At 73.6% G+C, this 17,396-nt stretch carries 14 protein-coding genes; 7 read left to right on the top strand and 7 right to left on the bottom strand.

From position 1 onward, the window contains the following. Positions 1 to 17: 17 nt before the first annotated feature. The 3 genes from ACIGEZ_RS11460 to ACIGEZ_RS11470 form a co-directional block, all read right to left on the bottom strand. On the bottom strand, positions 18 to 623 hold the full coding sequence (locus ACIGEZ_RS11460) for a Maf family protein (protein ID WP_399828965.1): 606 nt from the start codon (positions 621 to 623) through the stop codon (positions 18 to 20). Between the two features lie 43 nt (positions 624 to 666). Continuing rightward, entirely contained in the window at positions 667 to 795 is a 129-nt protein-coding gene (gene mmpB / locus ACIGEZ_RS11465; RefSeq protein ID WP_399828967.1) for a morphogenic membrane protein MmpB, read from the bottom strand. 70 nt (positions 796 to 865) lie between these two features. Then, entirely contained in the window at positions 866 to 1,567 is a 702-nt protein-coding gene (locus ACIGEZ_RS11470) for a TetR/AcrR family transcriptional regulator (RefSeq protein WP_399828970.1), read from the bottom strand. A gap of 70 nt (positions 1,568 to 1,637) precedes the next feature. On the opposite strand from ACIGEZ_RS11470, the gene ACIGEZ_RS11475 reads away from it, so the two are divergent. Next, a complete protein-coding gene (locus tag ACIGEZ_RS11475) occupies positions 1,638 to 3,032 on the top strand; it encodes an MFS transporter (RefSeq protein ID WP_399828973.1) in 1,395 nt (464 codons plus the stop codon). Between the two features lie 86 nt (positions 3,033 to 3,118). Here the strand turns inward: ACIGEZ_RS11475 and ACIGEZ_RS11480 are convergent, their stop codons facing one another. From ACIGEZ_RS11480 to ACIGEZ_RS11490, 3 genes are all read right to left on the bottom strand, one after another. Beyond that, on the bottom strand, positions 3,119 to 7,660 hold the full coding sequence (locus ACIGEZ_RS11480; protein ID WP_399828976.1) for a caspase family protein: 4,542 nt from the start codon (positions 7,658 to 7,660) through the stop codon (positions 3,119 to 3,121). Positions 7,661 to 7,898: 238 nt separating this feature from the next. Beyond that, entirely contained in the window at positions 7,899 to 8,111 is a 213-nt protein-coding gene (locus ACIGEZ_RS11485; protein WP_399828979.1) for an acyl-CoA carboxylase epsilon subunit, read from the bottom strand. 20 nt (positions 8,112 to 8,131) lie between these two features. Next, complete coding sequence (locus ACIGEZ_RS11490) at positions 8,132 to 9,724, bottom strand: acyl-CoA carboxylase subunit beta (RefSeq protein ID WP_399828982.1); 1,593 nt, start codon at positions 9,722 to 9,724, stop codon at positions 8,132 to 8,134. A 134-nt stretch (positions 9,725 to 9,858) separates the two neighbouring features. On the opposite strand from ACIGEZ_RS11490, the gene ACIGEZ_RS11495 reads away from it, so the two are divergent. The 4 genes from ACIGEZ_RS11495 (at position 9,859) to ACIGEZ_RS11510 (ending at position 14,078) form a co-directional block, all read left to right on the top strand. Next, a complete protein-coding gene (locus ACIGEZ_RS11495; protein WP_399828984.1) occupies positions 9,859 to 10,710 on the top strand; it encodes a biotin--[acetyl-CoA-carboxylase] ligase in 852 nt (283 codons plus the stop codon). 198 nt (positions 10,711 to 10,908) lie between these two features. Beyond that, complete coding sequence (locus ACIGEZ_RS11500; RefSeq protein WP_399828986.1) at positions 10,909 to 12,057, top strand: adenylate/guanylate cyclase domain-containing protein; 1,149 nt, start codon at positions 10,909 to 10,911, stop codon at positions 12,055 to 12,057. A 40-nt stretch (positions 12,058 to 12,097) separates the two neighbouring features. Continuing rightward, positions 12,098 to 12,886, top strand: a complete 789-nt coding sequence (locus tag ACIGEZ_RS11505) for an enoyl-CoA hydratase/isomerase family protein (protein WP_399828988.1) — start codon at positions 12,098 to 12,100, stop codon at positions 12,884 to 12,886. Between the two features lie 76 nt (positions 12,887 to 12,962). Further along, the gene (locus ACIGEZ_RS11510; RefSeq protein WP_399828992.1) at positions 12,963 to 14,078 is read left to right on the top strand and encodes a diguanylate cyclase domain-containing protein; all 1,116 of its coding nucleotides are present in this window, start codon (positions 12,963 to 12,965) and stop codon (positions 14,076 to 14,078) included. Positions 14,079 to 14,112: 34 nt separating this feature from the next. On the opposite strand, the gene ACIGEZ_RS11515 is transcribed toward ACIGEZ_RS11510, so the two are convergent. After that, positions 14,113 to 14,664, bottom strand: coding sequence for a YciI family protein (locus ACIGEZ_RS11515; RefSeq protein WP_399828995.1), 552 nt, complete (start codon positions 14,662 to 14,664; stop codon positions 14,113 to 14,115). 180 nt (positions 14,665 to 14,844) lie between these two features. On the opposite strand from ACIGEZ_RS11515, the gene ACIGEZ_RS11520 reads away from it, so the two are divergent. Next, positions 14,845 to 15,762, top strand: coding sequence for an NmrA/HSCARG family protein (locus ACIGEZ_RS11520; RefSeq protein ID WP_399828997.1), 918 nt, complete (start codon positions 14,845 to 14,847; stop codon positions 15,760 to 15,762). 41 nt (positions 15,763 to 15,803) lie between these two features. Next, positions 15,804 to 17,345 (top strand): histidine ammonia-lyase, encoded by a 1,542-nt coding sequence (hutH, locus tag ACIGEZ_RS11525; RefSeq protein ID WP_399829630.1) that lies wholly within the window; start codon positions 15,804 to 15,806, stop codon positions 17,343 to 17,345. The last annotated feature ends 51 nt before the right edge of the window (positions 17,346 to 17,396 follow it).

A 17,396-nucleotide genomic window follows, 5' to 3' on the forward strand; every position in this document is an offset into this window, starting at 1 on the left:
GCCACGTTACTGCGTGATCAGGTCCACAGGTCGGTGATCGAGACACCCAGCTTCGCGAGCAGGGTGCGCAGCAGCGGGAGGGACAGGCCGATCACGTTGCCGGGGTCGCCGTCGATGCCCTTGATGAACGGGGCCGAGCGGCCGTCCAGGGTGAACGCGCCCGCCACGTGCAGGGGTTCGCCGCTGTTGACGTAGGCGGCGATCTCGGCGTCGGTGGGGTCGCCGAAGCGGACGACGGTGGAGGCGGTGGCCGACTCGTAGCGCTTGGCCGCCGTGTCGTACACGCAGTGGCCGGTCTGGAGGATGCCGACGCGACCGCGCATCGCCTGCCAGCGGGCGGTGGCCTCCGCGGCGTCGGCGGGCTTACCGAGCGCCTGCTTGTCGAGCTCCAGGACCGAGTCGCAGCCGATGACGAGCGCGCCGAAGGCCTCGGGGCGGGCGGCGACGTGGGCGGCCTTGGCCTCGGCGAGGGCGAGGGCGAGTTCGGCCGGGGTCGGGGCGTGCACCTTGTCCTCGTCGACGCCGCTCACGATCACCTCCGGGGCGAGCCCGGCCTGGCGGAGCAGTCCGAGCCGGGCGGGGGAGGCGGAGGCGAGTACGACACGGCGGCGGTCAGCAGTCATGAGGCCAGCGTATCGAGCGCGGTGGACGGGGAACGGCCGGTGCTCAGCGCGCGCCGACCACGAACATCAACACCACCATCGCGAGGGCGAGCAGGACGCCCGCGCGCCTCAGCATCGCCTGCATGTCGCGCATTTCCTTCGGCGGCTCGTCGTTGGGGTCGGACCAGAGCATGGTCCCGATCCTGCGGCCCGAAGGGCCGGGGCGCCTGAGTACGGGTACTCAAGCGCCCCCCGTCAAAGGACTAGTCCGTGCCGGAGGGCTGGTCCTTGGTGACGGATTTGGTGGCGGACGTGGTGGCGGACGTGGTGGCGGACGTGGTGAAGGCGCCGTCCGCCGCCGCGGCCAGCGCAGCCCGCACCGCCCGTTCGGCGTCGGCCTCGGTGAGCTCCTCGCGGGTGACGGCGAAGCGGTAGTAGAGCGGGGCCGAGACCGCGCGCAGCACTTCGAGGGCGTCGGTGTCCGCGGGGAGCTCGCCGCGGGCCGCCGCGCGGGTCACGACCGGGGCCCATTCGGTCAGCCGGCTGCGGTAGAAGCCGTGCAGGGCCCGCGCGCACTCCTCGTCGCAGGCCGCCGCCGCGATCACGGCGCGGAAGACGGCGCCCATCCGCGGGTCGGTGAGGGTGCGGTGCACGAGGGCGGCGTTGGCGCCCAGGTCGCCCGCGAGGCTGCCGGTGTCGGCGGCCGGCAGGGACTGCTCCGCCATGTCGTGCAGCAGGTCGGCGACGAGGCCCACGGGGGAGCCCCAGCGGCGGTAGACGGTGGTCTTGCCGACGCCCGCGGTCGCGGCGATCTGGTCCATGTTCAGGGTGTGGAAGCCGGCCGCGGCCAGGGCGTCCTCGGTGGCGTCGAGGACGGCTCGGCGCACCTTCGCGGTACGGCCGCCGGGGCGCACGGTGCCGGGCACCGGCGCATCGCTCTCACTCAAACGGGTCTCCTGTTCCATTAACGCCTTCGACTCTGCTAGTGTCCGGGACATCCTAACGGAACGAGTATCCCATTAAGGGGTCCCGCTGATGGTTGCCCTCGACATCCCCGCCGCTCCCGCCCACGCCACCCGCCTGGACGGACGCATGCGGCTCGTCCTCGTCGTCCTCCTCGTCGCCCAGTTCATGCTGGCCGTCGACTTCTCGATCCTGAACGTCGCCCTGCCCGTCATCGGCCAGGGACTCGGCTTCACCCTCGGCGGCCTCCAGTGGATCGCCACCGCCTTCGCCCTCGCCGCCGCCGGATTCACCCTGCTCTTCGGCCGCGTCGCCGACCTCGTCGGCCGCCGCCGGATCTTCCTCGGCGGCATGGCCGTCCTCGGCGCCGCCTCCCTCGTCGGCGGGCTCGCCACCGGCCCCGAGATGCTGATGGCCGCCCGCGTGGCCCAGGGCCTCGCCACCGCCGCCGTCACTCCCGCCGGGCTCTCGCTGCTCACCTCCGCCTTTCCCGAGGGCCCGCTGCGCGACCGGGCGCTCGGCCTCAACGGCGCCCTGATGTCGGCCGGCTTCACCACCGGCGCCGTCCTCGGCGGGGTGCTCACCGACCTGCTCTCCTGGCGCTGGGCCTTCTTCATCAACGTGCCCGTCGCCGTCGCCGTCCTGCTCGTCGCCCCCGCGGTCCTGAAGGAGAGCCGCCCGGCCACCCGGCCCCGCCTGGACGTGCCCGGCGCGATCACCGTCACCGGCGGCCTCCTCGCCCTCGTCTACGGCCTCACCACCGCCGGCGAGCAAGGCTGGGGCGACCCGGCCGCCCTCGTGGCCCTCGCCGCGGCCGTTGGCCTGCTCACCGCGTTCCCGCTGGTGGAGCGGCGGGCCGCCTCGCCCCTCGTACCGATCGGCGTCCTGAAGCGCCGCACCGTCGTCTGGGGCAACCTCGCCGGGCTCGTCGCCTTCGCCACCGAGACCTCGCTCGTCTTCCTGATGACCCTGCACCTCCAGGACGTGCTCGGCTTCTCCCCGCTCGCCGCCGGCCTCTCCTTCGGCGTCCTGGGTGCGGGCACGGTCCTCGGCGGTCTCTTCGCCCCCCGCTTCATCGGCCGCTTCTCCGCCCGCACCGCCCTCGTCGCGGGCGGCGTGCTCCAGGCCGCCGCCACGCTCTCCCTGGCCGCCCTCGGCGACGAGCGGAGCATGTACGGGCTGCTGCTCGCCGGCACCTTCGCCGGCGGCGTCGGCAACATGCTCGCCATCGTCGGCTTCATGGTCACCGCGACCTCCGGGCTCCCCGACTCCGAACAGGGCATGGCCACCGGCATCGCCACCATGACCCAGCAGATCGGCATCACGCTCGGCACCCCGGTCATGAGCGCCGTCGTCGTCACCTCCACCGCCCTCCCCGACGGCATCACCCGCGCCGTCCTCGTCAACGCGGCCGTCGTCCTCGTCGGCGCCCTCGCCTCGGCCCTCTTCCTGCGGCGACGCGGCTGAGCGCCGCGACTCCCGGCGACCGGCTGAGCCCCGCCGGGAGTCCGTCAGAAGCGAGACGAACGGCCGGCAGGAAAGCAGACGAGCGGCTAGCAGGAAGGACGGCGGGCGAGATGCGGGAAGAGGGCCTTCCACTGATCCGGTTCCACGCTCAGCGGGTACGTGGCGCACAGCCGGCGGTAGATCCGGTCGGTGTCGCGGTCCAGCAGGAATGCGAGCTGCGGCGAGTCGGTGCCCCGTTCCGTCTCCATGACGATGAAGGGGCTCTTCCCCGGCAGCAGGGTCACCTTCCGGGCCGTCTCCAGGGTCGCGAACGCCGGCGTGCGCCAGCGGCCGTCGGGGTCGACGTCCCAGATGCGGTACGGGGAGCCGGTGAGGACCCGCTCGCCGTCCGGATCGGGCTCGATGGCGGAGATCTCGCGGTCGAACCGCATGCTGTGCCGGACGACCGGGGCCTTGGAGTTGCGTACGTCCAGGAGGCGCACGGTTCCGTCCGCGAGCGTGGTCGCCAGGAGCCCCTCGCCGACCGGCGTGTAGCCGCCGGAGGTCGCCGCGAGCGTGGCGGCGAGCCTCGGGTGCCGGATGTCCGTCATGTCCCACAGCTTCGCCCGCTGGCCGATGTCGTCGCTGATCATCGTCCTGGTCGAGGGGACGTAGACCGCCCGGCCGTTGGCGACGTCCTCGAGCGGCTCGGCGGTCCTGACGGGGTGTCCTGGATCGCCGAGGTCCCACAGGCGCAGGTTGCCGCGTCCGCCGTGGTCGTCGGCCTCCACGGTCGCGAGCGCCCGCGGGCCCATGAAGAACATGCTCTCGGGCTCGACCGACGGCGTCACCGCGATCGCCGCGCGCCGTACCGGCCGGAGCGCGTCGCGGATGTCCCAGATCTCCGCCGTCGGAGCGTGGGAGGTCCCGATCACCAGGAGCCCGCCGTCGGCCGAGACGGCGGTGCGCACGTCCTGCGCCGACACGGGGATCTCGGCGCCCGGCACGGGCGGCCCGTCGCCGCCGAGGTCCCAGACCCGGAAGACGTGGTCCCGGGTGCCCTCGGTCCACCGGTGCGCCAGGATCAGCGGCCGGTCCCTGCCGGGCAGGAAGTACTCCGCCTCCCACCCGCGGGGCACGGTGAACCGCAGCCGGGGTCCGGTCCCCTTCGCGGTGTCCGCCGTGCCGAGGTCCCACACGCGGGTCTCGCTCTCGAAGAGGGCGCCGAGGGTTTCGGTGGCGAGCACGAGCCTGCCGTCGCGGCTCACCGGCCGCGCTCCCGGGGCGCCGGTCGCCAGGCTTCCCGGGACGGTGAGCGCGGGTTGCCGCTCGGGCCACAGCCGCACGTTGCCGCCCACGTCGCCCACGGCGAGAAACGTTCCGTCAGGGCTGTAGGCCACCGACTGGACGGCCTCCCCGCCCGGCACCATGCCGCGTTCCGCGTCGATGTCGAGGAGTTCCGGGCCGTCCTTCTCGCCGACCGCCCGCACCCTGCCGCCGCCCCCCGATGCGGTGATGCTGTTGTCCGCCGCGGCGAGCGCCCTGCCGTCCCGCCGGAAGCTCAGCGACGGCAGCCCGGACCCGTACCCCCAGGTGTCGTGGTACGACCTCTCCGGCACGATCCTGACCAGCTGCCGCCCCTGACGGACCGTCCACCAGGCCATGGCGCTCTCCCCGCCCGTCGCCACCAGCAGGTCCCGCTTCGGGTGGAACGCCATCGCCATGACCGATGCGGTGGTCGCGGTGTTCAGCAGGGCCGGGCGCGCCGGTGCGCGGACGTCCCACAGCCGCACCTCGGCGGGCCGCTTCGGCCCGGACTGCCCGACGCCGTTCCCGGTGGCGAGCAACCGCCCGTCCCGGTTGAACGCCACCGCCACGAGGTGCTCGGCGGCGACGGTGCGCTCGACGAGCGGCCTCGGCCTGGACGGTTCGGACACGTCCCACAGCCGGAGCCGGCCGTTCGCGCCGCCCCCGGCGAGGGTCCGCCCGTCCGGGCTGAAGGCCAGGCTGAACGAGTCCTGCCGGGCCAGCGTCAGTCTCCCGGCCTCCTTGGGACGCGCCGGGTCGGCGACGTCCCACAGGGTCAGGGCGTCGCCGCTCAAGCCGGCAAGCAGCCGGGACCGCGGATGGAAGGCGATCGGCGCGGTCCCGTGCAGCGTGAACCCCCCGCCCCGCACGGGCACGTTCGGACGGGAGACGTCCCACAGCCTGACCAGGCCCGTCCGCTGGCTGGTGGCGATGACCTTGCCGTCCGCGCTGTAGGCCACGTTGACCACGGGCTGACGCACCTCGCCCTTCAGGTCCACCTGTGGCCGGGCCAGGTAGGACGCGTAGAGGCTGGAGCGGGTCTCGCCCGTCTCCGCGGTCCTGTACGCGGCGAGGCTCAGCCGCAGCGCGGTCTGCGGGTCGCGCTCGCGCATGGTGTCCGCCTGGGCGGCCAGTTGGTTGGCGATCAGGACCGTCTCCCGCGCCTCGGCGTCCCGCTGTGCACCGCGGGCCACGACGGCGAGGGTGCCGGCCAGCACGGCGAGGACGGCGACGACGGCCACCACCGTGGTGCGCACCCGCCTGGCGAGCCGTTCGGCCCGGCTGCTCGCCTGGAGGAAGTCCCGCTCCACGGGCCGCAGCGGGGCGCCGGCCGAGTCCTCCAGCAGCGACCGCGCCGCCGCCAGCTGGTCCCCGCGGTACAGCCCGCTGTGCTGGCGGCCCGCCTCGTCCCAGCTGTCGGCCGCGTCCCCGAGCCGGCGCCGCACGAGGAGCTGGACCCGGTCGTCCCGGATCCAGTCGCGCAGCCGGGGCCACCCGTACAGCAGCGAGTCGTGGCACAGCTGCGCCACGCCGCGGTCCAGGACGACGAGCCGCGCGTCGGCGAGCCGGTCGAGGAGGTCCGCGTCCCCGCCCGGCTCGGGGACGGGAATGCGGCGGCGCACCGCACGGCCGTCCGCGTCCACCAGCGTCACCATGCGCAGCAGCAGTTCCCGCAGGCGCGCCCGTCCCGCGGTGTCGAGCCCGTCGTGGACCTCGTCCGCCACCCGGGCGACCGAGCGCCGGATGCCGCCGGCCGTCTCGTAGCCGGCGAAGGTGAGGAGGGTGCCCCGGCGCCTGGCCCAGGTCTGCTGGAGCGCGTGGGCCAGGAAGGGCAGCGCGACGGCGTCGCCCTCGCCGGCCGCCTCCCGGCGCAGCTCGTGCAGGAGGTGGTCGGCGAGACCGTCCTCCAGACGCAGCCCGGCGTGTTCGGCGGGCCGCTCGATGGCCGAGCGCAGCTCGTCGTCGGACATGGCCGGCACGGTGAACTGGCCCGCCTGCACGATCCGGGCGAGCCGCGGGCTCCGCAGGCACTGCCCGTAGAAGTCCGCGCGCAGGCCGAGCACGATGCGCGGTGCCGGCTCCGTGCCACCGCCCGACAGGGCCCGCAGGAACAGTTCGCGTTCCTCGGCGTCCTCGCAGTCGGTGAAGATCTCCTCCAGCTGGTCGACGACGAGGACTCCGGGCCCGCCGTCCCCGAACCGGCCGGCGCCGAGCTCCCGTTCGACCTCGGCGAACGGCTTGCGCACCGCCCGTGACCAGTGCTCGACGAGGGTACGGAACGGCCGGGCGCCCGGCCCCGGCACCAGCAGGACCCCACCGCCCCCGCGTTCTTCGAGGCCCGCCACGAGCCCCGCCCTGAGCAGCGAGGACTTGCCCGCCCCGGAAGCACCCACGAGCACGACGGGCCCCCGGGGCTCCGCCGCGTCACCGCTGACCCGTTCCATCAGGCGGGCGGCCAGCTCCTCACGGCCGAAGAACAGATGGCGCTGCTCCGGCAGGAACGGCCGCATGCCGGGGTACGGGCACGGACCGTCCGCGACGGCTCCGGGCCCAGGCTCCGGCTCCCCTGCGCCCTCGTCGCCCGGAGGCGCGGCCGGGTAGGCGGCGTTCCGAGTGACGACCAGATCGCCGGCGCGCCCCACACCGTCGGCGTACGGCCGTGCCGGGCTGCCCTGGAAGCGCCGGTCGAGGCTGCGGAACAGGTCGAGGAGGGTGAACCACCTCGGGCCGCCCGGATCGCCGTACGCGAGCAGCCGGATCAGTTCGCCGCTGAAGAGCGTGTACTCCTCGTCGACGGGGGCGAACGACGCGGCGTAGTGCGTCGCCGAGGCGAGCAGGAAGCTGCCGTCGGGGCGGGCGGAGGCGTACGGGTCGCGGTGCGCGTCGCTCGGCACTGCCTCGGCGCGGCCGGAGAAGCAGCAGTCCAGGATGACGACGGTGCGGGCGAGCGCGTCGCCGAGGAGGTTCCTGATCTCCGCGTACGGCACGGCCGTGACGGTGTCGTCGGCCCGGGCGGTCGACGCCGTGGCCAGATAGAGCTGCCCGCGCGGGCCGATCAGTCCGTGGCCCACGAAGCAGAAGACGACCGCGCCGCCCTCCGCCCTGTCCACGGCGGTGCGGAGCGCGGACAGGACGTCCGTCGCGCTCTGCGGGTCGATGACCTCGGTGACGCGGTCCGCCATGCCGCAGTGCTCGCGCAGGACCCTGGCGAGCTCCCGCGCCGAGTGCGCCGCGCTGGGCAGGTCGGCAAGGAGCGCGCCGTCGCCCGCGCCCTGTCGCCCCGTCCCGACCACGACGGCGTGGCAGTCGGGTCCGGTCAGGTCCCCCCATAGCTCCCGCACGGTGGTGACCTCCGTTGCCTCAGCGAACCGAGCGACCGCAGAGCCTTCGACGCTAGACCGGCCATGCTCGGTTTCTCCAGGCACGTTTCAGCCGCGTGCGGTGCCGCCCGCCGTCGGGGACGCCCCTCCTGCCGCCCGCCTCCGGCCGCCCCCCTCCGGACACGCCGAAGGCCGGACCCCCCCGCACACGGGGTCCGGCCTTCGGCGTACGTCTACGTGCTCAGTGCCCGGACCGGGCTCATACCGGCCAGTAGGACCGTGCCCACGACCGCGGGCCCGGCCGGTGCCGTACGCCGCGGGCGATGCGCGCCGGGTCCGACCAGCCCTCCGGAGGCACGGGGCCGCCGCCCGTGGCGGCTGCCGCCGCCGTGGCCGCGGCCCGGGCCTGGACCACCGCCAGTGCGGCGGCCAGCTCCTCCGGGGTCGGGTTTCCTCGAACGACCTTGATCATCGTGCTTCCCCTCCCGGAGGCTAGAGCGGGATGTTGCCGTGCTTCTTCGGAGGCAGGGATTCCCGCTTCGTCCGCAGCTGACGCAGACCCTTCACGATCTGCGGACGCGTGTCGGAGGGCAGGATCACCCCGTCGATGTAACCGCGCTCGGCCGCCGTGTACGGGTTGAGCAGGGTGTCCTCGTACTCCTGGATCAGGCGGGCGCGCTCCGCCTCCTGGTCCTCAGCGGCCGCGATCGTGCGGCGGTGCAGGATGTTCACCGCGCCCTGCGCGCCCATGACCGCGATCTGCGCGGTCGGCCAGGCCAGGTTGAGGTCGGCGCCCAGGTGCTTGGAGCCCATCACGTCGTACGCGCCGCCGAAGGCCTTGCGGGTGATGACGGTGATCAGCGGGACGGTCGCCTCGGCGTACGCGTAGATCAGCTTCGCGCCGCGCCGGATGATGCCGCCGTACTCCTGGTCCACGCCCGGCAGGAAGCCCGGGACGTCGACGAAGGTGAGGACGGGGATGTTGAAGGCGTCGCAGGTGCGGACGAAGCGTGCCGCCTTCTCGCTCGCGTTGATGTCGAGGCAACCGGCGAACTGCATCGGCTGGTTGGCGACCACGCCCACCGGGAAGCCCTCCACCCGGCCGAAGCCGGTGAGGATGTTCGGCGCGAACAGGGCCTGGGTCTCCAGGAACTCGCCGTCGTCGAGGACGTGCTCGATCACGGTGTGCATGTCGTACGGCTGGTTCGCGGAGTCCGGGATGAGGACGTCCAGCTCGCGGTCCTCGTCCGTCGGCTCGGTGTCCGCGGTCTCCGGGAAGGCCGGCGGCTCGGAGAGGTTGTTCGAAGGAAGGTAGGACAGAAGGGACTTGACGTACTCGATCGCGTCCTTCTCGTCGCCCGACATGTGGTGCGCCACGCCCGAGGTGGTGTTGTGCGTGCGGGCGCCGCCCAGCTCCTCGAAGCCGACGTCCTCGCCGGTCACCGTCTTGATGACGTCGGGGCCCGTGATGAACATGTGCGAGGTCTGGTCCACCATCACCGTGAAGTCGGTGATCGCCGGCGAGTAGACCGCGCCGCCCGCGCAGGGGCCGACGACCAGCGAGATCTGCGGGATCACACCGGAGGCGTGCGTGTTGCGGCGGAAGATCTCGCCGTACATGCCGAGCGCGCTCACGCCCTCCTGGATGCGGGCGCCGCCGGAGTCGTTGATGCCGACGACCGGGCAGCCGGTCTTCAGCGCGAAGTCCATCACCTTGATGATCTTCTGGCCGTAGACCTCGCCCAGGGCGCCGCCGAACACGGTGAAGTCCTGCGAGAAGACGGCCACCGGACGGCCGTCGACCGTGCCGTAACCGGTCACCACGCCGTCGCCATAGGGGCGGTTCTGCTCCAGGCCGAAGTTGGTCGACCGGTGCCGGGCCAGTTCGTCCAGCTCCACGAACGAACCTTCGTCGAGCAGTAGTGCGATCCGCTCGCGCGCGGTCAGCTTCCCCTTCGCGTGCTGCTTCTCCACCGCCCGCTCGGAACCGGCGTGGGTGGCCTCGCCGATCCGGCGCTGCAGGTCCGCGATCTTGCCTGCGGTCGTGTGAATGTCGATCTGGTCGTGCTCTGCCGGCTCGGACATCGGGATGCGGCTCCCTGCCTGGTCACGGGGGGTTCGTTGACTACGAATGGACTACTGCTGGGCTACTGACCCGTAGCGTATCGGCGCCGATACGGTTCGGCAGTGCGGTGTTTGCCACACCTACGCTGGCTTGCATGACGTCCTCTCAAGGCTCAGCAGGACGCTGGTCCGACCTCGACCGGCCCCCGCTCAACGCGCCCGCCCTGCGCCGCGCGCTCGTCCTCCCCGACGGGCTGTGGACCTCCTTCGACGTGGTCGAATCCACCGGGTCCACCAACTCCGACCTCGCCGCCCGCGCCGACGACCTGCCCGAGGGCGCGGTGCTCGTCGCCGAGGAGCAGACCTCCGGGCGCGGCCGGCTCGACCGCAGCTGGACCGCCCCCGCCCGCTCCGGCATCTTCGTCTCCGTCCTCCTCAAGCCCGGCGTGCCCGTGCACCGCTGGGGCTGGCTGCCACTGCTCACCGGTGTGGCCGCCGCGAACGGCCTCAGCCGGGCCGCCGGCGTCGACCTCTCCCTCAAGTGGCCCAACGACCTGCTGGTGAAGGTCGCAGGCGAGGAACGCAAGACCGGGGGCATCCTCGCCGAGCGGGCCGGCGCGGACGGCGTCGTCGTCGGCCTCGGCGTCAACGTCACGCTGCGTGACGACGAGCTCCCGGTCCCCGCGGCCGGCTCCCTCCTGCTCGCCGACGCCGTCTCCACCGACCGCGACACCCTCCTGCGGGCGGTCCTGCGCTCCCTGGAGCAGTGGTACGGCGACTGGGTACGGGCCGACGGCGACCCGGTCGCCTCCGGGCTCCAGGAGGCCTACACGGCCGGCTGCGCCACGCTCGGCCGCCGGGTCCGCGCCGACCTGCCGGGCGAGCGGATGCTCGAAGGCGACGCCGTCGGCGTGGACGGCGACGGGCGGCTCGTCGTCGCCACCGAGGGCGGCGGCACCGAGGCCGTCGCCGCGGGTGACATCGTCCATGTGCGGGCCGCGGACTGAGACCGCGAGCGTCCGGATGACTCCGCGAGCACCCGAATCGGTCGGGCACCCCCGCGGTGCGCGGCCGATTCGGGTGGGCGCCCGCGCCGTGCGCGCCCGGTTCGGGCGTGAGCCAGCACACACCTGTCGTATCGTGGAGCGCGATCCACGCGACAGATCGGCAGGACAAGTGGGCAGGGAACGGGCAGGAGGCGGCCGGTGACCGTCGACGACGCGAACAACGGCGGCGCGGCCGAACCAGCCGAACCAGCGACGTACCCCACCCCTCACCACGTCGTCGACCACACGGTCGAGCCGACCGACGACCCCCTGGCGATCCGCCTCGAACAGCTCATCCTGGGCGCGGACCGCCGCTACACCCCCTTCCAGGCCGCCCGCACCGCCGGCGTCTCCATGGAGCTCGCCTCCCGCTTCTGGCGCGCCATGGGCTTCGCCGACATCGGCCAGGCCAAGGCGCTCACCGAGGCCGACGTGCTCGCACTGCGCCGCCTCGCCGGTCTCGTCGAGGCCGGGCTGCTCAGCGAGCCGATGGCCGTGCAGGTCGCCCGCTCCACCGGGCAGACCACCGCCCGGCTGGCCGAATGGCAGATCGACTCCTTCCTGGAGGGGCTGACCGAGCCGCCCGAGCCCGGTATGACCCGTACGGAGGTCACGTACCCCCTGGTCGAGCTGCTCCTGCCCGAGCTGGAGGAGTTCCTGATCTACGTGTGGCGCCGCCAGCTGGCCGCCGCCACCGGCCGGGTCGTGCAGGCCGCGGACGACGAGGAGATGGTCGACCGGCGGCTCGCGGTGGGCTTCGCCGACCTGGTCGGCTTCACCCGGCTCACCCGGCGCCTGGAGGAGGAGGAGCTCGGGGAGCTGGTCGAGGCCTTCGAGACCACCTGCGCCGACCTGGTCGCCGCGCACGGCGGCCGGCTCATCAAGACCCTCGGCGACGAGGTGCTGTACGCGGCCGACGACGCGGGCACGGCCGCCGAGATCGCGCTGCGGCTGATCGACACCCTCAGCCACGACGAGACCATGCCCGCGCTGCGGGTCGGCATCGCCTTCGGCACCGTCACGACCCGGATGGGCGACGTCTTCGGTACGACGGTGAACCTGGCCAGCCGGCTCACCTCCATAGCCCCCAAGGACGCCGTCCTGGTCGACAGCGCCCTCGCCGAGGAGCTGACCAGGACCGCGGAGGCCCCCGTCTCCGAGACGCAGGCGGCGGAGGAGGCCGCCCGCGCGGAGAAGGACGGTGAGCAGGCCCCGACGTACCGCTTCGCGCTCCAGCCCATGTGGCAGCGGCCGGTGCGTGGACTCGGCGTCGTGGAGCCCTGGCTGCTGAGCCGCCGCCCGACTTAGGATCCCGGTGAACAGTCGTTAACCGGGAGGGTGTGCGGTCATGTCCGAGCAGCGTTTTGGTGAGTTCGTCGCGGTCCGCAGGGAGGGCTTCGTCGCCGAGCTCGTCCTCGACCGGCCCAAGGCGATGAACGCGGTCTCCTCGGAGATGGCCCGCTCCATCGGCGCGGCCTGCGCCGCGCTCGCCGCCGACCCGTCCGTCCGCGTCACGGTGCTGACCTCCTCCAACGACCGGGCCTTCTGCGTCGGCGCCGACCTCAAGGAGCGCAACTCCTTCTCCGACGCCGAGCTGGTCCGCCAGCGGCCCACCGCCCGGGCCGCCTACACCGGCGTCCTGGAGCTGCCCATGCCGACGGTCGCCGCCGTGCACGGCTTCGCCCTCGGCGGCGGCTTCGAGCTGGCGCTCGCCTGCGACGTGATCGTCGCCGACGCGACCGCCGTGGTCGGGCTGCCCGAGGTCTCCGTGGGCGTGATCCCCGGCGGCGGCGGTACGCAGCTGCTGCCGCGCCGGGTGGGTGCGGCCCGGGCTGCCGAGCTGGTCTTCACGGCCCGCCGGGTGGAGGCCGCCGAGGCGCGCGAGCTCGGCCTGGTCGACCTGCTCGAAGAGGACGCCCGTACGGCCGCCCTGGAGCTCGCCGTCAGGATCGCGGCCAACTCGCCGGTCGGCCTGCGCGCCGCCAAGCGGGCCATGCGGCTCGGTCAGGGCCTGGACCTGCGGGCCGGCCTGGAGGTCGAGGACGCGGCCTGGCGCTCGGTGGCCTTCTCCGGGGACCGGGCGGAGGGTGTGGCGGCCTTCAACGAGAAGCGGAAGCCGGAGTGGCCGGGCGAGTGAGCCCGAATCCGTCGTGATGTCACGTTCCGTGACGTCTCGGAGAGGAAATCGGATCAAACCTCCCTAAGCTGGAGGAATGGGTGAGGACGTGCGGCTGCGGGCCGTGGTGGCGCTGGCGCAGGCGATGGCGGCGGCGCACACTCCGCGCGAGTTCTGGCGGGCTGCCGCGCTGGGCGCCTGCGAGGCGCTCGGTGGCAGCTTCGCGGCGCTCTCCGTCTGGGAGCGGGACCACGGCCGGCTGAAGGTCCTGGTGAACGCGGGGGAGCGGGCCGCGGGGGAGGAGGAGTTCCCGGACTCCGAGACCTACCCCGTCCACCAGTTCCCGGAGATCACCGAGTTCCTGCACGAGCAGTGGGCCGGCGGCGGCGAGCCCGACGCGTGGGTGGAGACCGCCGCCGACCGGGTCCCGACCGGCCGGGTCACCGGGCTGCGGCGGCGCGGGCGCGGCTGCTGCGTGGTCGCGCCGATCGTGCTGCACGGGCGGGCCTGGGGCGAGCTGTACGTGGCGCGGCCGGCCGGGGCGCTGCCCTTCGACCGGGACGACGCCGACTTCGCGACCGTCCTCGCCGCCGTCGTCGCGGCGGGCATCGCCCAGGCCGAGCGCCTGGAGGAGGTACGCAAGCTCGCCTTCACCGACCCGCTGACCGGCCTCGCCAACCGCCGGGCCGTGGACACCCGCCTGGACGAGGCGATCGAGCGCTATCGCGTGGACGGCTCCGTGGTGAGCCTGATGGTCTGTGACCTCAACGGCCTGAAGCGGGTCAACGACACCCACGGCCACGCGGTGGGCGACCGCCTGCTCGAACGCTTCGGCTCCGTCCTGTCCCGCTGCGGGGCGATGCTCCCGGGGGCCCTGGCGGCCCGTCTGGGCGGCGACGAGTTCTGCCTGGTGACGGTCGGTCCGACGGCGGACGAGGTGGTCGCTGTCGCCGAGGAACTGTGCGTACGCGCGGCGGAGCTGGAGCTGGGCGAAGGCGTCGCGTGCGGCGTCGCCTCGACCGGCGACCCGATCGGTCCGCTGAAGTCCGCCCGCCGCCTCTTCCGCCTCGCCGACGCGGCCCAGTACCAGGCCAAGGCGGCCCGGAGCGCCAAGCCCGTGGTGGCCGGCCGCGACGGCGCCGTCATCCGCCTCGCCGACGCGCCTCCGGGAGCCCGCGACCGCCGTCGCTTCCGGGACGCGCCGCCGAGGTAGCGGCCGGGGCCGCCGTGCGCGGGGACGGCCACGGTCAGGAGCGGCGCCCGCCGAACTCCCACCGGTACACCTCGACATCGGCGTACCGCTGCGTGGTCAGGACGGCGCGTGCCGTCTCCGGGTCCGGCGCCAGGAGCAGCGCCGCGGTGCCGAGCCAGGTGGCGCCGTCGTCGGAGAGCAGCGGCCCGTACGCGATCAACTCGTCCCGGTTCGCAGGCACCGCGAGGTCGACCGCCTCGCCCGCCCCGAGCCCCAGCACCAGATACCGGTCGCCGCCGCTCCGCCCACCGGGGAACTCCCACATCGTCCGCCCCAGCGCGTTGCGCCACCGGCGCAGCAGCACGTCCCGGTAGGCCCCGGCCTGGTAGTTCGGCTCACCGAAGGCGAACGCGCGGGCGGCGGCGGGATCGGGCAGACCGACGATGTGCAGGCTGCCGACGAGGGTCTCGCCGTCGGGGGTGAAGGCCGGCCCCCGAGCGATCAACTCCTGCTCGTACCCGTCCATGTACGACCAGTGCTCTTCGAGCAGTTCTTCGCGCAGCGGCAGCGAACCGGCCCGGTCTCGGTGGTAGCAGAGGAATTCCATGCCCAGAGGATGCGTGCGCGACCGACCGCGGGGCGACCGGATTTCGTCAGCTCGGCAGGACGGCGCCCAGGAGGAGTGGGTGCGCATGGGGGCCAAAACTCTGCGCGGCGCAGAGGTATGCGCTATTGTCTGCGTGTCGCAAAGGTTGCGTCACGCAGAAAATTCTCAAGGAGGTAGCCCATGCCGACTGTCGCCGTCACCGGCGCCACCGGAGCCCAGGGTGGAGCCACCGCCCGCGCGCTGCTCGCCGCCGGGCACCACGTCCGCGCGCTCACCCGCGACCCCGCGTCGCCCGCCGCCGAGGCGCTGCGCGCGCTCGGTGCCGATGTGCGGCGGGCCGACTTCGACGATCGCGGCTCGCTCGATGCCGCCCTCGCCGGAGCGGACTCGCTCTTCGCCGTCTCGACCCCGTTCGGCACCGGGATCGACGCCGAGGTCCGGCAGGGCAAGGCTCTCGTCGACGCCGCCGTGGCCGCCCGTACCGGGCACGTCGTGTTCACCTCCGCCGCCCACGCCGACCGCGGCACCGGAGTCCCGCACTACGACAGCAAGGACGCGATCGAGCGGCACCTCTACGCCTCCGGGCTGCCCTGGACGGTGATCGCCCCGGCCGCCTTCATGGACAACTACGCCTCCGGCTGGACCCTGGAGGGCCTGCGCGAGGGCGCCTTCGCCTGGCCCATGCCGGCCGACCTCCCGCTCACCCTCATTCCCGCCGCCGACATCGGCGCCTTCGCCGCGCTCGCCATCCGCCGCCGCGAGGAGTTCGCCGGGCGCCGCGTCGACATCGCCTCCGACGAGCTCACCCCTGACGGCATCGCCCGGGTCCTCGCGGCCGCCGTCGGCGGCCCGATCGCCCACCACGAGGTGCCGCTCGACGTCGTACGCCGGCACTCCACCGACCTCGCCGCCATGTTCGGGTACTTCACCACCCACGGCCTCGACGTCGACGTCGCCGCCCTGCGCCGCACTTACCCCGAGGTCGGCTGGCACAGCTTCGCCGACTGGGCCGAGGCCCAGGACTGGTCCCGCCTGCTCACTCCGCCGCGCCCCTCGGACCGCGGCCGCAGACTGGAGGGCGGTGACCAGGTCGACTAGTGACATGGCGCTCTTCAATCCGTAGGGTGCTGAATATGGATATGCAGACTGTCGTCCTTGGGACGTCCGGGACCACCCCGCAGGACGTCATCGATGTCGCCCGCCACGGCGCCCGCGTCGAGCTGTCATCCGAAGCCGTCCAGGCACTCGCCGCCGCGCGGGCCACCGTGGACGCGCTCGCCGCCAAGCCCGAGCCCGTGTACGGCGTCTCCACCGGGTTCGGCGCGCTCGCCACCCGGCACATCGGCCACGAGCTGCGCACCCAGCTCCAGCGCAACATCGTCCGCTCGCACGCCGCGGGCATGGGCCCGCGGGTCGAGCGCGAGGTCGTGCGCGCGCTGATGTTCCTGCGGCTGAAGACCGTGGCCTCCGGTCACACCGGTGTCCGCCCCGAGGTCGCGCAGACCATGGCCGACATCCTCAACGCCGGCATCACCCCCGTCGTCCACGAGTACGGCTCGCTCGGCTGCTCCGGCGACCTCGCGCCGCTCTCGCACTGCGCCCTCACCCTGATGGGCGAGGGCGACGCCGAAGGCCCCGACGGTGTGGTCAAGCCCGCCGGCGAGCTCCTCGCCGCCGCCGGCATCGAGGCCGTCGAGCTGCGCGAGAAGGAGGGCCTCGCCCTCCTCAACGGCACCGACGGCATGCTCGGCATGCTGGTCATGGCCCTGGCCGACCTCGAGAACCTCTACAAGTCGGCCGACATCACCGCCGCCCTCTCCCTCGAGGCCCTGCTCGGCACCGAGAAGGTCCTCGAGCCCGAGCTGCACGCCATCCGCCCGCACCCCGGCCAGGCCGCCTCCGCCGCCAACATGCTGGCCGTGCTCAAGGGCTCCGAGCTGACCGGTCACTTCCAGAGCGGCGAGGCCCCCCGCGTCCAGGACGCCTACTCGGTGCGCTGCGCCCCGCAGGTCGCCGGCGCCGGTCGCGACACCATGGCCCACGCCCTGCTCGTCGCCGAGCGCGAGCTGGCCGCCGCCGTCGACAACCCGGTGGTCCTCGCCGACGGCCAGGTCCGCTCCAACGGCAACTTCCACGGCGCCCCCGTCGCGTACGTCCTCGACTTCCTCGCGATCGCCGCCGCCGACCTCGGCTCCATCGCCGAGCGCCGCACCGACCGGCTCCTCGACAAGAACCGCTCGCACGGCCTGCCGCCCTTCCTCGCCGACGACGCCGGCGTCGACTCCGGCCTGATGATCGCCCAGTACACGCAGGCCGCCCTGGTCAGCGAGATGAAGCGGCTCGCCGTCCCGGCCTCCGCCGACTCCATCCCGTCCTCGGCGATGCAGGAGGACCACGTCTCCATGGGCTGGTCCGCCGCCCGCAAGCTGCGCACCGCGATCGGCAACCTCAACCGGATCATCGCCGTCGAGCTGTACGCCGCCACCCGCGGCATCGAGCTCCGCCACGGCCTGTCCCCGGCGCCCGCCTCCGCCGCCGCCATCGAGGCGCTGCGCGCGGCCGGCGTCCAGGGTCCGGGGCCGGATCGTTTCCTCGCCCCCGACCTGGCGGCCGCCGACGAGTTCGTCCGCGAGGGCCGGCTCGTGGCGGCGGTGGAGCCGGTCACCGGCCCGCTCGCGTAGACGAACGTCCCTGCAAAGGGCCGACGCCGAAGGGTCGCTCCCGGATCACCG

This window comes from Streptomyces sp. NPDC085481 (assembly GCF_044541845.1).
Taxonomy (GTDB): Bacteria; Actinomycetota; Actinomycetes; order Streptomycetales; family Streptomycetaceae; genus Streptomyces.